The organism is Kribbella sp. NPDC059898 (assembly GCF_042730855.1).
Lineage (GTDB): Bacteria > Actinomycetota > Actinomycetes > Propionibacteriales > Kribbellaceae > Kribbella.
In genome coordinates this window covers 846760-868281 of record NZ_JBHWKR010000001.1, presented here as the reverse complement: position 1 = coordinate 868281, position 21522 = coordinate 846760, and the positions used below count along the sequence as shown (strand labels likewise).

The window sequence follows — 21522 nt, the reverse complement described above, 5'->3', positions numbered from 1 at the left end:
CTGCTTCCTACGTACTCGTCAGGTGGCGCGGTAGGCGACGGTGATGTCGTAGCGGTCGGAGCGGTAGATGGAGACGCCGAATTCGATCACCTGGTCGGTGGCGGTGCGGGGGGCCGAGGTGATGATCAGGCAGGGGGTGGAGTTGTCGATCTCCAGGAGTTCGGCGTCGGCCGGCTCGGGTGGGGCGGCGACGATGGAGGCGGAGACCATGCCGAGGGTGACGCCGTACCGGGTGGAGAGCTCGGTGTAGAGGGACTTCTCGGCGAAGTCGATCTCGTCCAGGCCGGGGTAGCGGTGCAGGGAGAGCGCGGTGCGTTCGATCGCCATCGGGTCGCCGTCGGCGGTACGGAGCCGGACCAGGTGCAGGACCGGCGTACCGACCGGCTCCTCGAGTTCGCGGGCGAGGTGTTCGTCGGCGGCACCGACGCGGTGTTCGAGGACCTTGGCGCCGGGGTGGATGCCGCGGTTCGTCATGTCCTGGCTGAACGAGGAGGCGAGCATCCGGGACGGGCGCGGCTCGGCGACGAAGGTGCCGCCGCCGGGGCGGCGGTTGGCGAGGCCTTCGGCCACGACGCGGTCGACCTCCTGCCGGACGGTCATCCGGGCGACGCCGAAGCGTTCGGCCAGGACGCGCTCGGACGGCAGCACGGTGCCGACGGCCAGCGAGCGGGTGAGGTTCTCCAGAATCTCGCGGATCTGGTCACCCTTCGGGCGATCGGTGCGGAGCTCGGTGGGGAGCTCGGCGAGATCACCGGGGTTGTTCCGTGGGCGGGCCATGAGGTCAAGTATCCCTGAGACTCTGCCCGGCAAACCAGTTGCCGGGGAACGCGGGCCGCGGTGTGTCGTACCGCGCAGGCCGCCCGCGACGACGTTGTCCCGGCCGACCATGTCAGTCCGACTGTAACGTCCGCTGCCACTTCACGGCCAGTGACGTTCCACAGCCTCAGCCAATTGCCAGCGAGGGTAGTTTTAGCGTTATGACCCCGGCACAGTTCGCACAGGAGACGTCGTCGACCGGCGAGTGGAAGCGGCAGGGCAACAGGTTCACCGGCCGGATCAGCCGGGAGTCGACCTCCGCACCCGGCGAAGGACCGGACGACCAGGGCCGGTGGCCGGTCGAGCCGGGGCGGTACCGGCTGGTCGTCAGCCTGGCCTGCCCGTGGGCGCATCGCTCGGTCATCGTTCGCCGGCTGCTCGGCCTCGAGGACGCGATCGGCCTGGCGATCGTGGACCCCATCCGGGACGAGCGCGGCTGGCGGTTCACCCTGGACCCGGACGGCCGCGACCCGGTGCTCGGCATCGCGTTCCTGTCCGAGGCGTACCTGCGCACCGATCCGGCGTACGACGGCCGCGTGACCGTGCCGGCGATCGTCGACACGCTGTCCGGTGAGGTGGTCACGAACGACTACCCGCAGATCACGCTCGATCTCTCCACGGAGTGGGTCGACTTCCACCGGCCCGATGCGCCGCGGCTGATCCCGGACGACCGCGCCGAGATGGACCAGCTGATCGAGGAGATCTACCGGGACGTCAACAACGGCGTCTACCGGTGCGGTTTCGCCTCCAGCCAGGAGGCGTACGACGCGGCGTACGACGTGCTGTTCGCGCGACTCGACGTACTCGAGGAGCGGCTGCGGGACCGTCCGTACCTGCTCGGCGACACGCTGCGCGAGGTGGACATCCGGCTCTTCACGACGCTGGTCCGCTTCGACGCGGTGTACCACGGGCACTTCAAGTGCAACCGCCAGAAACTGACCGAGTTCCCGAACCTGTGGGCGTACGCGCGCCGCCTGTACCAGCAGCCGGGCTTCGGCGAGACCGTCGACTTCGACCAGATCAAGCGGCACTACTACGTCACGCACGACAACATCAACCCGACCGGCATCGTCCCGAAGGGGCCGGACCCGCGGGTCTGGACGGCCTAGGCCGCGGAGATCAGCAAGTAAAATAGGCTGCAGGGTGTGCCGGGAAGTCTGGTCGGCGTCCGTCCGAACGACCCCGAAAACGAAGGGCCGACATGAGCCAGCACCCTCGGATCCGGCAGAAGAAGCGCGCGTTCCCCCGTGTCCTCGGGCGGGAACGTGCGTTCCTCGCCGACACGCTGCGGGCCGAGACCACCGGCGGGTTGTTGTTGCTCGCGGCCACGATCGTCGCGCTCGTCTGGGCGAACTCGCCGTGGCAGGACGCCTACCACCACGTCCGCGACGCGCAGCTCGGCCCGCTCACCGTCGAGGCCTGGGCGTCGGACGGCGCGCTGACGCTGTTCTTCTACCTGGCCGGCGTCGAGCTGAAGCGCGAGCTCGTGGTCGGGTCGCTGTCGAAGCTCAGCGAGGCGGTCGTGCCGGTGGTCGCGGCACTCGCCGGAATGATGCTCCCGGCAATCATCTACGTGATCGTCAACGTCAGCGCCGGCGGGAACCCGCACGGCTGGGCGGTGCCGACCGCGACCGACATCGCGTTCGCGCTGGCCGTGCTGGCGATCGTCGGCTCGTCGCTGCCGAGCGCCCTGCGGGCGTTCCTGTTGACGCTCGCGGTGGTCGACGACTTCGGCGCGATCCTGATCATCGCCGTGTTCTTCTCACACGGCTTCCACCTGCTGTCGCTGCTCGCCGCCGTCGCCCTGATCGCGCTCTGGTACGTCCTGCAGCGACGCCGCGTCCGTACGCCGTTCCTCTACATCCCGATCGCCCTCGGCGCGTGGTGGTTCATGCACGAGTCCGGGATCCACGCCACGATCGCGGGCGTCGCGCTCGGCCTGGTCACCCGGGTGGTCGCGGACCCGGAGGAGAAGGAGGCGCCGGCCGAGCGGATCGAGCACCGGCTGCGGCCGTGGTCCGCGGGCGTCGCCGTACCGGTCTTCGCGCTGTTCGCCGCGGGCGTCACGTTGAGCGGCAGCGCCGTCCGCGCGATGCTCACCGACCCGGTCGCGATCGGGGTCGCCGCCGGACTGTTGCTCGGGAAGTCGATCGGGGTGTTCGGCGGGTCGTGGCTGACCGCGCGGTTCACCCGGGCCGAGCTGAACTCGGACCTGGCCTGGCGGGACGTCGCCGCGGTGTCGGTGCTGGCCGGGATCGGGTTCACGGTCGCGTTGCTGATCGCGCAGCTCGCGTTCGGGTCCGACGTCGCCCAGATCGAGCGGGCGAAGGCCGCCGTACTGGTCGCGTCGGTGCTCGCGGCGCTGATCGCGAGTCTGCTGCTGGCTCGCCGTAACCGCGCGTACGCCGATTGACCGCGGGCACTGACGGTAGTGTCAGGCCTGTCCGGAAGGAGTTGCGATGTCGATGAACGGGGACGACGAGCCCACGGTCGGCCAACTGGTCGCGAACGTCAGCAAGGAACTGTCCAGCCTGATCCGCAGCGAGGTCGAACTCGCGAAGACCGAGCTGAAGAAGACCGCGGTCGCGGCCGGCACCGGGGCGGGAATGTTCGCGGCGGCTGCCTTCCTGGCACTGCTCGCGGTCATCCTGCTGTGCATCTCCGCGGCGTACGGACTGGTCGCGGCCGGCCTGCACCCGGCCATCGCGTTCCTGATCGTGGCCGGCGCCTTCCTGCTGATCGGCGCGATCCTGGTCTTCATCGGGCTCCGGGCGCTGAAGGGTGCGAAGGGCCCGACGCGGACGATCGAGACCTCGAAGGAGTCGGTCGAGGCGCTGAAGGCGATCGGCAAGGGGCACGACGAGGGCACCACGTTCGCGCTGCCCGAGCCGGGCGTACGGCGCTGAGCCCGGCGGGAGTCGTCGACCTGCTCGTCGACGGCCCCTGGTCGCACTCACTGGTCGCGGCCAACGGGGCCCGGTTCCACGTCGCGGAGTGTGGCGCGGCGGACGATCCACTCGTCCTGTTCCTGCACGGTTTCCCGGAGTTCTGGTGGGCCTGGCGGCACCAGCTGCCGGTGGTCGCGGCCGCCGGGTACCGCGCCGTCGCGATGGACCTGCGCGGGTACGGCGCCAGCGACAAGACGCCGCGCGGCTACGACCCGTACACCGCGGCCGCGGACGTGTCCGGCGTGATCCGCTCGCTCGGCGCGACGGACGCGGTCGTCGTCGGCCACGGGTGGGGCGGGTTCATCGGGTGGTCGGCCGCCGCACTGGCGCCACGTCAGGTGCGCGCGCTGGCCGCGGTGTCCGCGCCGCACCCGTTGCTGCTGACCCGCTCCGGGCAGCGGAAGGCGGTGACCCGGACCGCTTGGTTCCAACTGCCGGTCCTGCCCGAACGCCGGCTGCTCGCCCAGGACGGCATCCACATCGAACGCCTGCTCCGCGCCTGGGCCGCACCGGGCGGCCCGTTCCCGGACGCCGAAGCCTCCCGCCGGTACCGTGCGGCCCTCCAGGTCTGGCCGGCGCCGCACTGTGCGCTGGAGTACCACCGCTGGTTCGCCCGCTCCCGACTGCGCCCGGACGGCCGCAAGTACTCGAACCTGATGCGTACGCCGATCGCCGTACCCGTCCTGCAACTCCAGGGCGCCCAGGACTCGGCCGTGTCCCCTACGGCGACCACACCGCCGGACCTTGTCGCGGCTCCGCTCCGCCACGAGCTCATCACCACCGCCGGCCACTTCCCCCACGAGGAAACCCCAGACCTCTTCAACCGCGTCCTGCTCGACTGGCTGAGCACCGCCCGATGATCAGCGATTCCATGGGCCCAGGTTCTGCGTGATGACCCAATGCGCGCCCCTGGGCTCGACCCGGTACCTCGCGGACGTGGCCCCACCGCACCCGGCCGGCATCGCCATCGCGACATCGACCTCCAGATAGTCGCCCTTGTCGAGTACGTCGCTCAGCCGAACGATCGCCGTCTTGGGATATTCGGTGCAGCTCACGTCGTCCGGCAGCGACCGGTCGAGAATCGTCACCGGCATGATCCGGATCGTGTGCGAGAACATGATCACGCGCTGGTTCGGGGAGAATTGCGGTCCGGGGCGTACCCGGCCGGGAGCGTTGCTCGGGCTGTCCACCACCACTGCCTTGGTGGCGGCGGCGAAGCCCGCGGGCTTGCTGTGCGGCAGGCGCAACGACTGGAGCGTCACCTGGATCGCGAGGCCCCAGACATCGGCATCCCTGGACGTGTAGTTGGCTGATGATGCCGTCGGGGTCACCGCTGCGGCCGGGTCGGTGTCGTCGACCGGGCGGAGGCGCTGGACGCCGTACAGGACTCCGGCGAGCACGACCAGGACCGTTGCCGCCGCAAGCAGGACGGGCGTCGCCCCACGGCGCTTTGTTGCCGTCGGCATGTGGTGGTCGTCGAGGACCGCGCCGCCGACCCGGGCGTCGCGGTCCGCGAAGGTCTCCCGGAGCAGGGTGCCGAGTTCTTCGTCAGTCAGCTTGGGCATGTCAGTTCGTCTCCTCGGCACTCAAGTGTTCCCGCAGGGTCGCCAGCGCGCGGGCAGCGTTCGATCGGACAGTCGCGGCGGCGACACCGAGCAATTCGGCGATCTCAGCGTCCGGCAGGTCCTCGTAGTACCGCAGGACCAGAACGGCGCGCTGCTTGCGCGGGAGCTTGGCGAGCAGCCGCCAGGTCGCGTCCCGCTGCGCCTGCCGCAGGCCGATGTCGTCGTGCGTCGGCAGCTCGATCGGCTCGGCCAGCAGTAGCTCGTTGTTCTTCCGCAGCCGGCGCCAGCCGAGGAACTCGTTGACCACCATCGTCCGCAGATAGGCCTCCGGGCGGCCGACGCGGCTGATCCGTCCCCACTTGCGATGGGCCCTGGCAAGCACGGTCTGGACCAGGTCCTCCGCGGTGTGCTCGTTCCCGGTCAGCATCACGCCAAGCCGCAACAGCCGGCGCTCATTCGCACGTACTACCTCCACGTACGAGAGCGCCGGCTCCACCTCACTCATCATCAGCACCGTCACACCAGGTCAACGCGACGGGCGCCGCGACCTGCTGCATCAGGTGCAGGTTTGTGTCGAGACCTCTTGGGTGGCGGTGGCGCCGGTGCGGGCGTCGGTGGCTACCTGCTGGGCGGTGAGGACGTAGCCGGTCCGGTTGTCCTCGACGGAGGCGGCGAAGACGACGCCGTACACGGTGCCCTTGTTGGACAGCAGGGGGCCGCCGGAGTTGCCGGGGCGGACCGAGGCCCAGATCGAGAACGCGTCGCGGGTGACGGTCTTGTCGCCGTAGATGTCGGGGCCGCGGAGGCGTTCCTCGGAGCGGATCCTGGCCGGTTCGGCGTCGAACGGACCGTTCTCCGGGTAGCCGAGGACGACCGCGGACGCGTCCGCCTTGCCGGTCAGGTCGAAGGACAGCGGGGTCGCGTTCAGGTTCTTCACGTACAGCACGGCGATGTCGGTCTCCGGGTCGAAGACGACCACCTTCGCGTCGTACTTCTTCCCGTTCACCTCGACCTGCGGGGAGCTGACGCCGGCCACCACGTGCGCGTTCGTCATCACCCGCTGCGGGGCGTACACGAAACCGCTGCCCTCGAGACCGCGGGAGCAGTTCGCGACGCCGGTGACCTTCGCGATCCGGCTGTACGCGTCCTTGACCGGCTGCTGCCGGGCGATCGCCGCGTCCGGCGGCTGCGTCTCGCGGATCCGCTCCGGCACGAACGGGTCCAGGAACCGCGGGAACAGGTCCGTGTTCACCACGTTGTTGAACGACGCCAGCGCCCGGTCAGCACTGGCCGGCAGTACTTCGTCGACCTTCGCGAGCACGTGCGACCCGCGGACCGCCGACGTCACGCTCGGGATCCGCGCCCCGCTGACCGCGACGCCGAGCACCCAGGCGACGATCAGCACCGACGCGGCCGCCAGCGCGGCGCCGCCGAGCGCGTCCAGGAACCGGATCGGCTTCCAGGACAGCCGGTTCCGGACCCGGGTGCCGATCATCGCGCCGACCGTCCGCCCGGCCGCGCCCAGCAGCACGACGAGCACCAGCGCGACGAACGACACCGTCACGCTCGGCGAGAAGTTGTCCAGGATCTTCGGCACGCCCCAGACCCCGAGCCCGGCGCCGACCAGCAGCCCGATGGTGGCGCAGGCGCCCAGCACGAAGCCCTCGACATACCCCGAGATCGCCACCAGCGCGGTGACGATCAGCAACGCCCAGTCGAGGTGGCTCACTCCACACCTTTCGGATCAGGCCCCTGCCCGTGGCCGAGGTCGTGCTCGATCGCCGTCATCCGGCGGACGTCCTCCGACCGGCGCCCTTCACTGCGCCAGGCCGCCTCGACCAGCCGGTCGGGCAACGGTACGACGTTCGAGGGGTCCCAGTCTCGGTACCAGCCGCCGAGCAGCAGCAATTTGTCCAGCAGACCGGCCGTGAACCCCCAGATGTAGAGGTCGCCGACAGTGAACGCCGGACCGGTGAAGCCGCTCGGGTGCAGGCAGCTGATCCGGTTCGCCGGGTCGGCGAGCGCGCTCAGCGGCACCTGGTGCACTGACGCCACCTCGGCCGGGTCGACGACCGCGACCGGTGACGGCGTACGCCACCAGGCCAGCACCGGCGACACGCCGAAGTTGCTCACCGGCACCCAGAGCGCCGGCCAGATCTCGAACGGGACCACGCCGGCCGGATCCAGGCCGGTCTCCTCCTCGGCCTCACGGAGCGCCGTACGGACCAGACCCGCGTCGCCGGTGCCGTCCTCCGGGTCCGCGCCGCCGCCCGGGAACGCCATCTGGCCGGCGTGCTTGCGGAGTGTCCACGCGCGCTCGGTGAGCAGCACCTCGGGACCCTCGTCGTTGCCGTCAGCAAGCAAGATCAGGACCGCGGACTTGCGGACCGAGGGGTCGTCGGGCGGGAGGAAGCGAGAGAGCAGGTTCGGGTCGACGTTCTCCGACGCCTTCGCCAACGGGTGCAGCCAGTCGGGGATCTCGTTCACGGCGTCACCCCGAGTTTGTCTTCGACCAGCTGGTCCAGTTGGTGTTGGGAGGTCAGTACGCCGCGGTGCACGTAGGCGATCGAGCCGTCCTTGGCGACGAAGACTGTCAGCGGCGGGCCGCCGACCTTCAGGGCGCGCTGGATCGACTTGTCCTGGTCCTTCACGTGCGGATAGGCGAGGCCTTCCTCGCCGGCGAACTTGACCGCCAGCTCCGGCCGCGGGTCGTCGTAGTCGATGCCGAGCATGCTGACCTTGCCGGACTTCGCCAGCTTCGCCAGGTACGGCGCTTCGGCGCGGCAGGGGCCGCACCACTGGGCCCAGACGTTCAGCACGAGCGGACCGCGGAGGTCCGCCAGCCGGACGTCCGGCCCGTTCCCCAGACACGGCAGGCTGACGTCCGGCAGCCCGTTGCTGACCGCCGGCTTCGACGGCGTCGCCGGACAAGCCGCCAGCTCCCCCGCCCCCGTCTCCCCCGCCCCCGTCACCCCCGCAGACGGCGTCCCCGCCCCATCCGCAGCCTCAGAACCACATCCCGCCAACACCCCGACCATCACCACCACCGGCACCCAGCCCACCACCAACCGCCGCGCACGCCCACCCGCACCGCCAACCCGCCCCACTCCACGGGACCACAGGCGGGCGGTAGCACCCCCGGACGACGGGACGGCAGTAGCACCGCCGGACGGCTGCCGGGCGGAAGCGCCCCGCGATCGCAGGCGACCAACTGCCGCGCCGAGCCACGGGCGCGGGGATGCGCCCCCCGACCACACGTCACCAACGGCCCCACCGGACGACCGGCGCGCGGCGGCGCCCCGCGACGACAGGTGACCAGCTGCCCCGCCGGACGACGGGCGGGTAGGTGCGCCGTCGAGGGGGTGGGATGACGAGTGGGGGTGCGGGGTCATGCTGGGGTCTTCACCAGTTTGGCCGCGGCTTCGGGGTCGGTGGGGCCGGTGCCGTACGACGGGCACCACTGGGCGATCGGGCAGGCGCCGCAGGCCGGCTTCTTCGCGTGGCAGCGGCGGCGACCGTGGAAGATCAGGCGGTGCGACAGCATCGTCCAGTCCTTCTTCGGGAACAGCTCGCCGATGATGTTCTCGACCTTGACCGGGTCGTCCTCGGCCGTCCACCCGAACCGGCGGACCAACCGCCCGAAGTGCGTGTCGACGGTGATCCCGGGCACGCCGAACGCGTTCCCGAGCACCACGTTCGCGGTCTTCCGCCCGGTGCCGGGCAGCTTCACGAGCTCCTCGAGCTTGCCCGGTACGACGCCGTCGTAGTCGTCGACGAGCGCCTGGCCGAGCTTGATCACGCTGTTCGTCTTCGCCCGGAAGAACCCGGTCGGCTTGAGGATCGTCTCCATCTCGTCCCGGTCGGCCTCGGCGTACGCCTGGGCGGTCGGGTACTTCGCGAACAGCGTCGGGGTCACCTTGTTCACCGTGACGTCGGTGGTCTGCGCCGACAGGATGGTGGCCACCAGCAACTCGAGCGGGGTGGTGAAGTCCAGCTCGCAGTGGGCGTCCGGGTACGTCTCGGTCAGCACCTTGTGCATCTTGCGGGCCCGGCGGACCAGCTGACTATGGGTCTCGTCGGCGTACACGGGAGCCTTGCGGGGGAGCTTCAGCGGGACCGTTGAGCCCGACCGGGGTGGTGGGGTGGGGGAGGCCGATTTTGCAGCCTCCGCGACACGCGGGGATGGCATGGAGGCAAGCCTACGTGGCGGTGCCGACACCCGAGGGGCTACGGTTTTGTGGCGACCGGGTGTACACATATCGGTCGACGGACGTGGCGGATCCCACGTCCGGAGTCGTGGTCGAAGGTCCTAGGAGGCCAAAAGTGGATGCCGCAGTGCTTCGACAGGCACCGCTGTTCAGTCAGCTCGACGACGAAGCCGCCGACGCACTGGCTGCTTCGATGACCGAGAGTCGGCTGCGCCGCGGTCAGGTGCTGTTCCACGAGGGCGACTCCGGTGATCGGCTCTTCGTCGTCGTCGAGGGCAAGGTCAAGCTCGGCCGGACCTCCGCCGACGGGCGCGAGAACCTGATCGCCGTCCTCGGGCCGGGCCAGATGTTCGGTGAGCTGTCGCTGTTCGACCCGGGCCCGCGGTCCGCGACCGTCACCGCGGTCACCGACGCCTCGCTGATGTCGCTGACCCATGACGAGCTGCTCCGCTGGCTGGACGGCCGCCCGGCGGTCGCCCGCGGCCTGCTGCTGCAGCTGGCCGGCCGGCTCCGCAAGGTCTCCGACGTGGTCGCCGACCTGGTGTTCTCCGACGTACCGGGCCGGGTCGCGAAGGCGCTGCTGGACCTCGCCAGCCGCTTCGGGCGGACCGCCGACGACGGCGTCCACGTCCACCACGACCTCACCCAGGAGGAGCTCGCCCAGCTGGTCGGCGCCTCCCGCGAGACCGTCAACAAGGCGCTGGCCGACTTCGCCTCCCGCGGCTGGGTCCGCCTGGAGCCGCGCTCTGTCGTGCTCCTGGACGTCGACCGCCTCCAACGCCGGGCGCGCTAACCGCCTCCACCGCTCCGCCCCGCCCCGCCCCGCCCCGCCCCGTCGGTCGGCGCGAACCCTCCAGCTCGGTGGGCATCCCCTGAGGTGGAGGGTTGCCCACCGAAAATCCGACGGGGCAACCGTCCAGTTGAGTGGGCAACCTCGGGTTCAGGACCGGGCGAAGGCGGATCGGATCGCCGCGATCACGCGTTCGGGGTGGGCGAGATCCGCCCAGGTGATGCGGACAACCTGGAGGCCGAGCGCTCGCAGGCGGTCCTCGCGGAGCTTCTCCTGAATCAGCGCCTCCCGCGCGCCGTTCGGGTACTTGAGCAGGCCGTCGAACTCGACCACCGTCCGTTCGGCCGCGAAGAAGAAGTCAACCCGGCCGATGAACCCGACGGCGTCGGTGAAGTTCACCTGGAGCTCTGGCCGCGGAAGGCCGTAGGTGTGCATCAGCACTCGAAGTCTCGACTCACCGACTGATCCCGACAACAACACACTGAAGTCGAGAGCCGCCCGGGCGGTCGCGCTTCCCGGCCAGAACTCAGTGGCCGCCCGCAGCCGCTCCAGGTCGGGCGTGATGCTCGGGCGTTCCCGGCGTACGGCGTCCGCGCTGACCACAGCGGACTCGAACGACGAGATACACGCCATCTCGAACAGCGCGCGTGGCACCGTCGTCACGGGTAGTCCGCCGACCGTCGTGAGGTCCGCGTCGGCGAGTTTGCCGCGATGATGCCGTACGCCCGCGATCCGGCCGCCGCGGTGCCGGTCGAGACGCGTGAGGTGGACGTCTACGAGATCGGGTCCCCAGAGCGGTACGCCGTGCACCGTCAGCGCCGACTGGTGGCTCACGGCGACAGTGCCTGGCCGCATGGAGTTCATCACGGCGTGGATCAGACGACGGTGTCGCAGCGTCTGCTGGTCCCACGGTGGCAAGTGGGTCCGATCGACCGCCTCGGCGTACTGCCCGTGGCGGATCCGCTCCCACCGCCCGTCCTGGATCCGGTCGTGTATCTGGCCGGACGTATAGCCGCACTCCGCCGCCTGCGGACGCGTGAACACGCCCCCGTGTAGATCTGCGAGCAGCTTCAACTTCGGGTTCACTCCCCAAGCATCAGCCGATCCACCCGTCCCCCGCCGCCGTCCTCCGCGGTCCTGTGGATAACCGCAAACCCTCCAGCTCGGTGGGCTACCCCTCAACTGCAGGGTTGCCCACCGAAATCCGAGGGGGCAACCCTCCAGTTCAGTGGGCAAGCGCCTAACCGAGGTAGTCGAGTTGGGCGCGGACCGAGAGTTCGGCGGCGGGCCAGAGGGACTTGTCGACGTCGGCGTACACGTGTTCGACCACCGCCTCAGGGGTGGTGTGGCCTGCGGCGACGGCGGTGCGGACTTGGTTGAGGCGGTCCTGGCGGTGCTTGACGTAGTACGTCAGGACGTCGGCGGGGGCGTCGACGACGGGGCCGTGGCCGGGGAGCAGGCGCTGTACGTCGGCCGCCGAGTTCGCGAACGCGCGGAGGCGGTCGAGGGAGTCCAGGTACGGGCCGAGGGCGCCGTCCGGGTACGCGACCACCGACGTACCGCGGCCGAGGACCGTGTCGCCGGTGAGCAGCGAGCCGTCCTGCGGGAGCCAGAAGCAGACCGAGTCGAGGGTGTGACCGGGCGTCGGGAGGACCTCGACACGGAGGTCGCCGGCGGTGATCACGTCCCCCTCGGCGAGGCCGTGCGCGTGGTCGGTCGGGATCCGGAACTCCGGGTCCACCGCGCGGACGCCGCAGCCTGCCTGGTTCGCGAACCACGCCGCGCCCTCGGAGTGGTCGAGGTGTTTGTGGGTGAGCAGTACGACGGCAACCTGGCCGGCCGCTTCCAGTACGGCGCGGAGGTGGTCCTCCAGCAGCGGGCCTGGGTCGACAACGACGGACTGCTCGCTGTCCGGGGCGCGGAGGATCCAGGTGTTGGTGCCGTCCAGCGTCATCGGGCCCGGGTTGGCGGCGCGGATCAGGGTGGCGTAGTCGGTGACTTTCATGTGGTCTCCAGATAGGCCAGGTCGCCGTCGACGCGCACCGTGGGCATGATCGCCCGGATCTCGCGGTCGCCGGCAGCGGCGAGGATCGCCGGTACGTCGCCGTACCGGGAGAGGTCGTGGCAGCAGACGTACGTCGGGGGCAGCATCAGCATCTCGCCCGCGTCGACCGCCGTCACCGCGTCCGCGGGGCGGATCCAGGTGACCTGGTCGGACTCGCTCGTCACGTCCCGGGTCACCTGCCCGGCGGGGAGCGCGGCGACGAAGAACGCGGTGTCGTACCGCTTGGGCTCGAACTCCGGGGTGATCCAGTGCGCCCACGGGCCGAGCAGGTCGGCGCGGAGCAGCAGGTGGCGCCGGTGCAGGAACTCGGAGAAGCCGAGCTCACGGGTCTCGAGCGCGACCCGGTCGGCCTCCCAGCCGGCGCCGGTGGTGTCCTCCACGACGGCGTCCCCCGAGGGCCCGGCCAGCAGTACGCCGGACTCCTCGAAGGTCTCGCGTACCGCTGCCGCGACGTACGCCGCCGCCGTCTCCGCCGAACACCCGAGCCGCTCGCCGAACCACCCGGGCGCGGGCCCGAACCACGAGTCCGCCACCGTCGCGTCGGTCGGATCGACCCGTCCGCCCGGAAACACGGTCATCCCGGCCGCGAACGCCATCGTCCGCTGCCGCCGCAGGAGATACACCTCCACCGCGGAGCACGCGGACGGGTCAGACCGAGCGGGGTCCGCGGTCAGCGGTGCAGGGGCGTCGCGGAGGAGGATGACGGTGGACGCCGGCCGGGGTGCGGCCGGCGTACGGGTGCCGTGGGCGTACTCGAGGGCAGTCTCCGCCATCCGTCCGGTCAGCAGCTGCGAGCTGAGATCTCGCACGAGCGGTCAGCTGACCTCGACGATCAGTTCTACCTCGACGGGGGCGTCGAGGGGCAGGACCGGGACGCCGACGGCGCTCCGGGCGTGGGCGCCGGCGTCGGCGAAGACCTGGCCGAAGAGTTCCGAGGCGCCGTTCGCGACCTGGGGCTGGCCGGTGAAGTCGGGGGTGGAGGCGATGAACGCGACCGCCTTGACGATCCGCTTCACGTTGGCCAGGTCGCCGATCTCCGCCTTGACCGCGGCAAGCGCGTTCAGCGCGCACTGCTGGGCGCACTCGCTGGCCACCTCGGGCGTGACGGCGTCGCCGACCTTGCCGGTGGCGATCAGGGTGCCCTCGCGCAGCGGCAGCTGGCCGGACGTGTAGACGAGGTTCCCGGTTCGGACGGCCGGGACGTACGCGGCGACCGGCTTCGCGACCTCGGGCAGCTTCAGGCCGAGCTCGGCCAGCTTCTCTTCCGGGTGGCTCACTTGTCCTCGATCTCCCGCTTGAAGTACGCGACCAGGTTCTCCGGGTTCATCCCCGGGACGACCTGGACCAGCTCCCAGCCGTCCTGGCCGAAGTTGTCCAGGATCTCCTTGGTCGAGTGGACCAGCAGCGGCGCGGTGAAGTACTCGAACTTCTTCATAACAGGGGACTCTAACCGTGCGTGCTGCGCCACGTCCTACCCTGGGACCTATGGCGCGACTGCACGTGGTCACCGGCAAGGGGGGCACCGGGAAGACAACCGTTGCGGCCGCCATGGCCCTGGCCCTGGCCGAAGAGGGCAAGCGGGTGCTGCTCTGCGAGGTGGAGGGCCGGCAGGGCCTCGCCCAGCTCTTCGACGTCCCTCCCCTGCCGTACGTCGAACGCCGGATCGCGCAGGGCCCCGGCGGCGGGGAGGTGTTCGCGCTGGCCGTGGACGCCGAGGCGGCCCTGCTCGAGTACCTCGACATGTACTACCACCTCGGCCGCGCCGGGAAGGCGCTGGAGAAGGTCGGCGCGATCGACTTCGTCACCACGATCGCCCCCGGGCTCCGCGACGTACTGCTGACCGGCAAGGTGTACGAGGCGACCCGCCGGAAGGTACAGGGGAAGCTCGCGTACGACGCCGTCGTCCTGGACGCGCCGCCGACCGGGCGGATCGCGCCGTTCCTGAACGTGAACACCGAGGTGGCCGGCCTCGCCAAGGTCGGACCGATCCGGAACCAGGCGGACGCGATCATGGGCATGCTGCGCTCCGACATCACCCGGATCCACCTGGTCACGCTGCTCGAGGAGATGCCGGTCCAGGAGACGCTGGACGCGGTCCAGCAACTGGAGAAGCTGGACCTGACGATCGGGTCGATCGTGGTGAACATGGTCCGCAACAGCCCGCTCGACGACGACGCGCTCGCCCTTGCGGTGAAGGAGAAACTGCCCGCCGCCGAGCTCACCCGCGGGCTGAAGGCGGCCGGGCTGACGATCGGCGACGACCTCGTGCGGACGCTCGCGGCCGAGGCCCACGACCACGCCGTCCGGGTCGGGCTGGAACGCGAGAACCGCGACCGGATCGATGCCCTGGGCAAGAAGGTCGTCGAGCTGGAACTGCTGCCCGAGGGCATCGACCACGGCGCCCTGTTCGATCTCGCCGAGGAGCTGCGTGGATGAGGGAGAAGCAGAGCGGCCGAGGAGTCGTCCGATGACGGAGCTTGATCTCGACGCGCTGATCGACGACGCCGGTACGCGGATCATCGTCACCTGCGGCGCGGGTGGGGTCGGCAAGACGACGACGGCGGCCGCGCTCGGGCTGCGGGCGGCCGAGCGCGGGCGGAAGGTCGTCGTACTGACGATCGACCCGGCCCGGCGGCTGGCGCAGTCGCTCGGGCTGACCGAGCTGGACAACGTCCCGCGCGCGGTGGCCGGCGCGAACCCGAAGAACGGCGGCCGGCTGGACGCGATGATGCTGGACATGAAACGGACGTTCGACGACGTCGTACTGCAGCACGCGACGCCGGAGAAGGCCGAGCAGATCCTCGCGAACCCGTTCTACCAGGCGCTGTCGTCGTCGTTCGCGGGGACGCAGGAGTACATGGCAATGGAGAAGCTCGGGCAGTTGCACCACCAGGCCGAGCGGACCGGCGACTGGGACCTGATCATCGTCGACACCCCACCGTCCCGCTCCGCGCTGGACTTCCTGGACGCACCGGAACGGCTCGCCTCGCTGCTCGAAGGACGGTTCCTCCGGCTGCTCCTCGCCCCGGCGCGCGGGCCGTTCAAGCTGATGTCGGCGGGCGTGAACATGGCGATGTCCGTGCTGAACAAGGTCCTCGGCGCCCAGGTGCTGACCGACGTACAGACGTTCGTGGCGGCGTTCGACACGCTGTTCGGCGGGTTCCGGCAGCGGGCCGAGCAGACGGTGGCGTTGCTGCGCGAGCCGCACACCGCGTTCCTCGTGGTGGCCTCGCCACAGAACGACGCGCTGCGCGAGGCGTCGTACTTCGCCGAGCGGCTGCGGGCCGAGGGCATGCCGCTGGCCGGCGTCGTGCTCAACCGGGTGACGACCACGCAGGCGTCGGAGCTGTCGGCCGAGCGGTCACTCGCCGCAGCCGAGAAGCTCGAGGAAGCCGACAAGTCGCCGTTGACGGCCGCGGTGCTTCGGTTGCACGCGGACAAGATGCAGCAGGTCGTCGGTGACCACAAGCGGGCCGAACGCTTCCGCCGCGGCCACCGGGCGATCCGGACGGTCGAGGTGCCCGCGTTGGCCGACGACGTCCACGACCTGGGTGGGTTGAGAACGATCGGCGAACTCCTCACTGCCTAGCGCGGACCGCCATCCAGGCAGCTGGATGGCGGTCCGGAAGACCTCAGCCGATCTGTCGGACCTCCTGGGGCCAGCCGCACGCCTCGGCGATCTTCCCTGCCCAGATCTTCGCCGTGTCGTCGTCGGGGACGGAGACGACGCTCAGGCCACCCAGGTACTCCTTGGTCTCGGCGTACGGCCCGTCGGTGATCTCGAGCGTGCCGCTGGTCGCGTCGGCGCTGAAGGCTTTACCGAGGTCCTCCTCCAGCCCACCGGCGAACAGATAGACGCCGGCCTCCTTCATCTCCTCCACGACCGCCTTGGCCAGCGGGCCGCGCCCCCGGAACCACTCCTCGCTGTGATCGCCCACCCACTGCTGGTTGAAGTAGATGATGTATTGGGTCATGTCCGTCCTTCGGGTCTCAGCCGCGGACTCTTTGCCCGCGTCACCATCTCCACGAACAGCACCCGACGGATCCGACAGACCACTGTGGTTTCACCCACAGCGAACGGCCGATGGGGCCGGGAATTACCTGCTTACACCTGTGGTTGAGCCAGTCAGACTCAATCTTGAAAAGGGTGTGACAGCGTGACCGATACGTTGAATCTTCCTGTTCTGCCGCTGGACGACGTCGTGGTCCTGCCGGGGATGGTCGTGCCGGTCCGACTCGCCGACAGCGAGGCCCGGGCGGCGATCGATGCCGCGCAGGCCGCGGGTCAGGACCAGGTGCTCCTGGTGCCGCGACTGGACGGGAAATATGCCAAGGCCGGAACGCTCGGTGAGATCGAGCAGATCGGCCGGCTGCCGGGCGGTGCCCAGGCGGCCGTGATCCGCGGGACCCAGCGGGTCCGCATCGGCGCCGGGACCACCGGCCCGGGTGCGGCGCTCTGGGTGGGCGCGACGGTGATGCACGAGATCACCGACGACCGCTCCGCCGAGCTGGCCCGCGAGTACAAGACCCTGACGACCTCCGTGCTGCAGCGTCGCGGCGCGTACCAGGTCATCGATTCGATCAAGCAGGTCGACGACCCGTCGGAGCTGTCCGACCTGGCCGGCTACGCGTCGTACCTGAGCAACGAGCAGAAGTCCTGGCTGGTGGAGAACGCCAACGTCTCCGAGCGGCTGGAGAAGCTGATCGGCTGGGTGAAGGACCACCTCGCCGAGCTCGAGGTCTCCGAGACGATCCAGAAGGACGTCCAGGAGGGCATGGAGAAGCAGCAGCGGGAGTTCCTGCTGCGCCAGCAGATGGCCGCGATCCGCAAGGAGCTGGCCGAGCTCGACGGCAAGGCCGAGTCCGAGGAAGAGGACTACCGGGCCCGCGTCGAGGCAGCCGACCTGCCGGAGCACGTGCGCAAGGCCGCGCTCGCCGAGGTCGACAAGCTGGAGCGCACCTCCGACCAGTCCCCCGAGGTCGGCTGGATCCGGACCTGGCTGGACACCGTCCTCGAGGTCCCGTGGAACGAGCGCAGCGAGGACAGCTACGACCTGCGCGAGGCGCGGGCCGTGCTGGACGCGGACCACGCCGGTCTGGACGACGTGAAGCAGCGCATCACGGAGTACCTGGCTGTACGGCGTCGTCGTGCGGACCGTGGTCTCGGTGTCGTAGGCGGTCGCCGCAGTGGCGCCGTACTGGCGCTGGTCGGTCCTCCTGGTGTGGGTAAGACCTCGCTGGGTGAGTCCGTGGCGCGTGCGATGGGCCGGAAGTTCGTCCGGGTCGCTCTGGGTGGCGTGCGGGACGAGGCCGAGATCCGTGGTCACCGGCGTACGTACGTCGGTGCGCTGCCGGGCCGGATCGTCCGGGCGATCACCGAGGCAGGTTCGATGAACCCTGTCGTACTGCTGGACGAGATCGACAAGGTGGGTGCGGACTACCGGGGTGACCCGACGGCCGCGCTGCTGGAGGTCCTCGACCCGGCGCAGAACCACACCTTCCGGGACCACTACCTGGAGGTCGAGCTGGACCTGTCCGACGTGGTCTTCCTGGCCACGGCGAACGTACTGGACTCCATCCCGGCACCGCTGCTGGACCGGATGGAACTGGTGCAGCTGGACGGGTACACCGAGGACGAGAAGGTCATCATCGCCCGTGACCACCTGCTCCCGCGTCAGCTGGAGCGGGCGGGCCTGACGGCGGACGAGGTGAAGGTCGAGGACTCGGCGCTGCGGGTGCTCGCGGGTGAGTACACCCGGGAGGCCGGCGTACGGCAGCTGGAGCGTGGCATCTCCCGCGTACTGCGGAAGGTGACGGCCAAGCTCGCCCTGGGCGAGGACCTGGGCCGGCTGACGATCGGTTCCGGTGACCTGAAGGAGTACCTGGGTTCACCGAAGTTCACGCCGGAGTCGGCGGAGCGTACGGCGCTGCCGGGTGTGGCAACTGGTCTGGCCGTGACGGGTGCCGGTGGTGACGTGCTCTTCGTCGAGGCGTCGCTGGCCGACAAGGAGACCGGGCCGACCGGAGTCACGTTGACCGGGCAACTGGGCGACGTGATGAAGGAGTCGGCGCAGATCGCCTTGTCGTACCTGCGCTCGCACGGCGCGGAGCTGGGGCTGCCGGTCGGCGACCTGGCCGAGCGGAACGCCCACATCCACGTACCGGCCGGTGCCGTCCCGAAGGACGGACCGTCGGCGGGTGTGACGATGACAACGGCGCTGGCGTCGCTGCTGTCCGGACGGCCGGTCCGTTCGGAGGTCGCGATGACCGGTGAGGTGTCGCTGACCGGACGGGTGCTCCCGATCGGTGGGGTGAAGCAGAAGCTGCTCGCCGCGCACCGGGCCGGGCTGACCACGATCCTGATCCCGAAGCGGAACGAGCCGGACCTGGAAGACGTACCGGCGTCCGTGCTCGCGGAGCTGACCGTGCACCCGGTGAGCGACGTCCGCGAGGTGCTGGAGCTGGCACTGGAGCCGGCCGAGGTACAGACGCACCAGTACGCCGCATAACGCGGTACAGGGAAGGGCCCGGGCGTGTCGCCCGGGCCTTTTCCTCCTTTTGGATGAACTTTGTCCAGCGGCTGTGACTGAACTCATATGCGTGGCCGTAACCCAAACGGGCCATCCCGTAGTCTCTATAACCATGCGCGTCAGGGAAAAGGGCGACCGGGGAGTCGTCCAATCTGTGGTTCTGTTCCTCGGGGTGAGCGTGCTGTCGGGGGCGTTGGCTGCCGGCCTCGCCGTCCCGTTCGCCGGCCTCGCCGGATTCACCACGGAGAAGACCTCCGCGACGCTGCAGGACCTGCCGCAGCAGTTCGACGAAGTACCGCTGAAACAGAAGAGCACGATCCTGGCCGCGGACGGCTCGGTGATCGCGACCCTGGCCGAGCAGAACCGGGTCCCGGTCAAGCTCAAGGACGTCGCGCCGATCATGCAGAAGGCGATCGTCGCGATCGAGGACGACCGGTTCTACGAGCACGGCGCGCTCGATGCGAAGGGCACGCTCCGCGCCTTGCTGCAGAACCAGTCCGCGGGCTCCGTACAACAGGGTGGTTCGAGCATCACGCAGCAGTACGTGAAGATCAGCCTGGTCGAGAAGGCGAAGACGCCGGAGGAGGTCGCCGCCGCGACCGCCGACTCCTACCAGCGCAAGGTCGCCGAGCTGCGCTACGCGATCGCGGTCGAGAAGCAGTACTCGAAGAACGAGATCCTCGAGAAGTACCTCAACCTGGCGAACTTCGGCGACGGCGCCTGGGGCATCCAGGCTGCCGCCCAGCACTACTTCTCGGTGAACGCCAAGGACCTGACGCTCCCGCAGGCCGCGATGCTGGCCGGCCTGGTGAAGAACCCGACCGGCTACGACCCGACCAACTATCCGAAGCGCTCCAAGGAACGCCGTGACGTGGTCATCCGCCGGATGCTCCAGCTGAACGTCATCTCGGTCGCCCAGGCGAACTCGGCCCTCAAGACCCCGGTCATCGACCCCAACAAGGTCCGCCCGAACAAGCTGGGCTGCGCCAACGGCCCGTACCCGTTCTACTGCGAGTATGTGGTCGGCGAGCTCGAGAACAACCCGGCCTTCGGCAAGACGAAGACCGACCGCTCGAACTACCTCAAGACCGCCGGTCTCACGATCAAGACCTCGCTCGACCCGAAGATCCAGGCCGACGCGCAGCGTTCCATCGACACCCACTCCAAGCCCACCGACGACGCGATCGCCGCGATCACGATGGTCGAGCCGGGCACCGGACTGGTGAAGGCGATGGCGCAGAGCGTGAAGTACGGCAGCGGACGCGGCCAGACCGCCTACAACTACAACGCCCCCAAGACGTACCAGGGCGGCTACGGCGGCTTCCAGAACGGCTCGACGATGAAGGCCTTCACCATCGCCGCCGCGATCCAGGCGAAGATCCCGCTCAACTACAAGATCAACTCACCCAGCCCGCTCGACATGGGCGGGATGAAGTACACCAACTGTGCGGGCTCGCAGAAGATCCCGGCTGGTTACTCGCCGAAGAACTCGACGAAGAACGTGCCGGACCCGACGATGATCCAGGCCGCGCAGAAGTCGACGAACACCTACTTCCTGCAGCTGTCACTACGGGTCGGTCTCTGCCCGATCGCCACGCTCGCGGGCAAGTTGGGCATGTACGACGCCCAGAGTCTCGGTCCGCTCGACCAGGTCGCGTCGATGACCCTCGGCGTCGGTTACATCTCCCCGCTGCAGTTGGCGAATGCGTACGCCACCTTCGCCGCACGCGGCATGTACTGCACGCCGTGGTCGATCACCTCGGTCAAGGACGCGGCGGGCAAGCCGGTCAACATCCCCGGGGCGAACTGCAAGCAGGTGCTCGAGCCTGGGGTCGCCGATGGCGTCAACGCCGTCCTGCACCAGGTGATGGAGACCGGCGGCACGGGTAGCAAACTGAAGTTCGGGTCCAGCGACCTGGCCGGTAAGACCGGAACCATCAACGAGGCCAAGGCTGTCTGGTACTCCGGCTACTCGACCAAGCTCGCAGCGGCCGCGACCGTGGCCGATGCCTCCCTGCCCTACACGAAGCTGATCGGCCAGACTCTCAACGGCCAGACGATGGGCGACGCGTCCGGTTCCGGCACGGCCGGGCCGATCTGGGAGGCGGCGATGAAGGCCGCGCTCCAGGGGACGCCGACCACGCACTTCGTGGCGCCTTCGGACAAGACTCAGCGGGGAGACGTCACGGACCTGCCGTTCGTGAACGGGATGAACCCGCAGGACGCGTCCAACAAGCTCAAGCAGATGGGCTTCCAGGTCACCATCGCCTCCGGCACGGTCAACTCCCAGGAGACCGCCGGTACCGTCGCCTACACGGACCCTCGCCAGCGCGACGGCGCCCCGGCCGGCTCTCTGGTCACCATCTACATCTCCAACGGCGGAGGCAAGAACCAGCCGGGCTCGACCAACACCCCGACACCCCCGAAGACCACGACCACCATCAACCCGAACTGCCCGCCGTGGAACCCGAAGTACCCCAACTGTGGTGGTGGCGGAGGCGGCGGTGGTGGCGGCCGCGGGCACGGCTAAACGTGGAGGGCCTCGTCCGGCGACGGACGAGGCCCTCTTCGTTGCAGACGCCGAACCGGCGCTTCACGCT

General features: G+C 69.6%; 22 protein-coding genes. 9 read left to right on the top strand and 13 right to left on the bottom strand.

The window, feature by feature from the left end; all coding sequences use genetic code 11:
• Positions 1-18: 18 nt before the first annotated feature.
• Complete coding sequence (locus ACFV9C_RS04360; protein WP_380190631.1) at positions 19-777, bottom strand: GntR family transcriptional regulator; 759 nt, start codon at positions 775-777, stop codon at positions 19-21.
• Between the two features lie 200 nt (positions 778-977).
• Between ACFV9C_RS04360 and ACFV9C_RS04355 the strand changes: the two genes are divergently transcribed.
• The 4 genes from ACFV9C_RS04355 to ACFV9C_RS04340 all read left to right on the top strand — a co-directional run bounded on the left by ACFV9C_RS04355 (position 978) and on the right by ACFV9C_RS04340 (position 4624).
• Positions 978-1925 carry a glutathione S-transferase family protein gene (locus tag ACFV9C_RS04355; RefSeq protein ID WP_380190630.1) on the top strand — a complete coding sequence of 316 codons (948 nt, stop codon included), beginning with the start codon at positions 978-980 and terminating at the stop codon, positions 1923-1925.
• A 92-nt stretch (positions 1926-2017) separates the two neighbouring features.
• Positions 2018-3229 (top strand): Na+/H+ antiporter NhaA, encoded by a 1212-nt coding sequence (gene nhaA / locus ACFV9C_RS04350; protein WP_380190629.1) that lies wholly within the window; start codon positions 2018-2020, stop codon positions 3227-3229.
• A 46-nt stretch (positions 3230-3275) separates the two neighbouring features.
• Positions 3276-3722, top strand: a complete 447-nt coding sequence (locus ACFV9C_RS04345; protein ID WP_380190628.1) for a phage holin family protein — start codon at positions 3276-3278, stop codon at positions 3720-3722.
• Positions 3719-4624: an alpha/beta fold hydrolase gene (locus tag ACFV9C_RS04340; RefSeq protein WP_380190882.1), complete on the top strand. Its 906-nt coding sequence runs from the start codon at positions 3719-3721 to the stop codon at positions 4622-4624. Before ACFV9C_RS04345 ends, ACFV9C_RS04340 begins: the two co-directional genes overlap by 4 nt.
• Here the strand turns inward: ACFV9C_RS04340 and ACFV9C_RS04335 are convergent, their stop codons facing one another.
• The 6 genes from ACFV9C_RS04335 to nth all read right to left on the bottom strand — a co-directional run bounded on the left by ACFV9C_RS04335 (position 4625) and on the right by nth (position 9518).
• Positions 4625-5329, bottom strand: coding sequence for a hypothetical protein (locus ACFV9C_RS04335; protein WP_380190627.1), 705 nt, complete (start codon positions 5327-5329; stop codon positions 4625-4627).
• A gap of 1 nt (position 5330) precedes the next feature.
• A complete protein-coding gene (locus ACFV9C_RS04330) occupies positions 5331-5834 on the bottom strand; it encodes a SigE family RNA polymerase sigma factor (RefSeq protein WP_380190626.1) in 504 nt (167 codons plus the stop codon).
• Positions 5835-5885: 51 nt separating this feature from the next.
• Positions 5886-7058, bottom strand: coding sequence for a MarP family serine protease (locus ACFV9C_RS04325; protein WP_380190625.1), 1173 nt, complete (start codon positions 7056-7058; stop codon positions 5886-5888).
• Positions 7055-7816, bottom strand: a complete 762-nt coding sequence (locus tag ACFV9C_RS04320) for an NUDIX hydrolase (protein ID WP_380190624.1) — start codon at positions 7814-7816, stop codon at positions 7055-7057. Before ACFV9C_RS04320 ends, ACFV9C_RS04325 begins: the two co-directional genes overlap by 4 nt.
• Positions 7813-8301, bottom strand: a complete 489-nt coding sequence (locus ACFV9C_RS04315; protein ID WP_380190623.1) for a TlpA family protein disulfide reductase — start codon at positions 8299-8301, stop codon at positions 7813-7815. The genes ACFV9C_RS04320 and ACFV9C_RS04315 overlap by 4 nt, the downstream gene beginning before the upstream one ends.
• A 416-nt stretch (positions 8302-8717) precedes the next feature.
• Positions 8718-9518 (bottom strand): endonuclease III, encoded by an 801-nt coding sequence (gene nth / locus ACFV9C_RS04310; RefSeq protein WP_380190622.1) that lies wholly within the window; start codon positions 9516-9518, stop codon positions 8718-8720.
• 134 nt (positions 9519-9652) lie between these two features.
• Here nth and ACFV9C_RS04305 point away from each other — a divergent pair, with 134 nt between their 5' ends.
• Positions 9653-10330 carry a Crp/Fnr family transcriptional regulator gene (locus ACFV9C_RS04305; RefSeq protein WP_141857382.1) on the top strand — a complete coding sequence of 226 codons (678 nt, stop codon included), beginning with the start codon at positions 9653-9655 and terminating at the stop codon, positions 10328-10330.
• Between the two features lie 147 nt (positions 10331-10477).
• Here ACFV9C_RS04305 and ACFV9C_RS04300 read toward each other — a convergent pair whose 3' ends face one another.
• The 5 genes from ACFV9C_RS04300 to ACFV9C_RS04280 form a co-directional block, all read right to left on the bottom strand.
• On the bottom strand, positions 10478-11413 hold the full coding sequence (locus ACFV9C_RS04300; protein ID WP_380190621.1) for a type IV toxin-antitoxin system AbiEi family antitoxin domain-containing protein: 936 nt from the start codon (positions 11411-11413) through the stop codon (positions 10478-10480).
• A gap of 154 nt (positions 11414-11567) precedes the next feature.
• On the bottom strand, positions 11568-12332 hold the full coding sequence (locus tag ACFV9C_RS04295; RefSeq protein ID WP_380190620.1) for an MBL fold metallo-hydrolase: 765 nt from the start codon (positions 12330-12332) through the stop codon (positions 11568-11570).
• A complete protein-coding gene (locus tag ACFV9C_RS04290; protein WP_380190619.1) occupies positions 12329-13201 on the bottom strand; it encodes an NUDIX hydrolase in 873 nt (290 codons plus the stop codon). The genes ACFV9C_RS04295 and ACFV9C_RS04290 overlap by 4 nt, the downstream gene beginning before the upstream one ends.
• A gap of 6 nt (positions 13202-13207) precedes the next feature.
• Positions 13208-13669 (bottom strand): RidA family protein, encoded by a 462-nt coding sequence (locus tag ACFV9C_RS04285; protein WP_380190618.1) that lies wholly within the window; start codon positions 13667-13669, stop codon positions 13208-13210.
• On the bottom strand, positions 13666-13827 hold the full coding sequence (locus tag ACFV9C_RS04280; protein WP_130386959.1) for a DUF4177 domain-containing protein: 162 nt from the start codon (positions 13825-13827) through the stop codon (positions 13666-13668). The genes ACFV9C_RS04285 and ACFV9C_RS04280 overlap by 4 nt, the downstream gene beginning before the upstream one ends.
• 50 nt (positions 13828-13877) lie before the next feature.
• On the opposite strand from ACFV9C_RS04280, the gene ACFV9C_RS04275 reads away from it, so the two are divergent.
• Together ACFV9C_RS04275 and ACFV9C_RS04270 are read left to right on the top strand one after the other, a co-directional pair.
• Positions 13878-14828, top strand: coding sequence for an ArsA-related P-loop ATPase (locus ACFV9C_RS04275; RefSeq protein ID WP_380190617.1), 951 nt, complete (start codon positions 13878-13880; stop codon positions 14826-14828).
• Entirely contained in the window at positions 14821-15981 is a 1161-nt protein-coding gene (locus tag ACFV9C_RS04270; protein ID WP_380190616.1) for an ArsA family ATPase, read from the top strand. The genes ACFV9C_RS04275 and ACFV9C_RS04270 overlap by 8 nt, the downstream gene beginning before the upstream one ends.
• Positions 15982-16024: 43 nt before the next feature.
• Here the strand turns inward: ACFV9C_RS04270 and ACFV9C_RS04265 are convergent, their stop codons facing one another.
• A complete protein-coding gene (locus ACFV9C_RS04265; protein WP_380190615.1) occupies positions 16025-16366 on the bottom strand; it encodes a YciI family protein in 342 nt (113 codons plus the stop codon).
• A 183-nt stretch (positions 16367-16549) separates the two neighbouring features.
• Between ACFV9C_RS04265 and lon the strand changes: the two genes are divergently transcribed.
• Both lon and ACFV9C_RS04255 read left to right on the top strand, forming a co-directional pair.
• Positions 16550-18901: an endopeptidase La gene (gene lon / locus ACFV9C_RS04260; protein WP_380190614.1), complete on the top strand. Its 2352-nt coding sequence runs from the start codon at positions 16550-16552 to the stop codon at positions 18899-18901.
• A 133-nt stretch (positions 18902-19034) separates the two neighbouring features.
• The gene (locus ACFV9C_RS04255) at positions 19035-21452 is read left to right on the top strand and encodes a transglycosylase domain-containing protein (protein ID WP_380190613.1); all 2418 of its coding nucleotides are present in this window, start codon (positions 19035-19037) and stop codon (positions 21450-21452) included.
• The last annotated feature ends 70 nt before the right edge of the window (positions 21453-21522 follow it).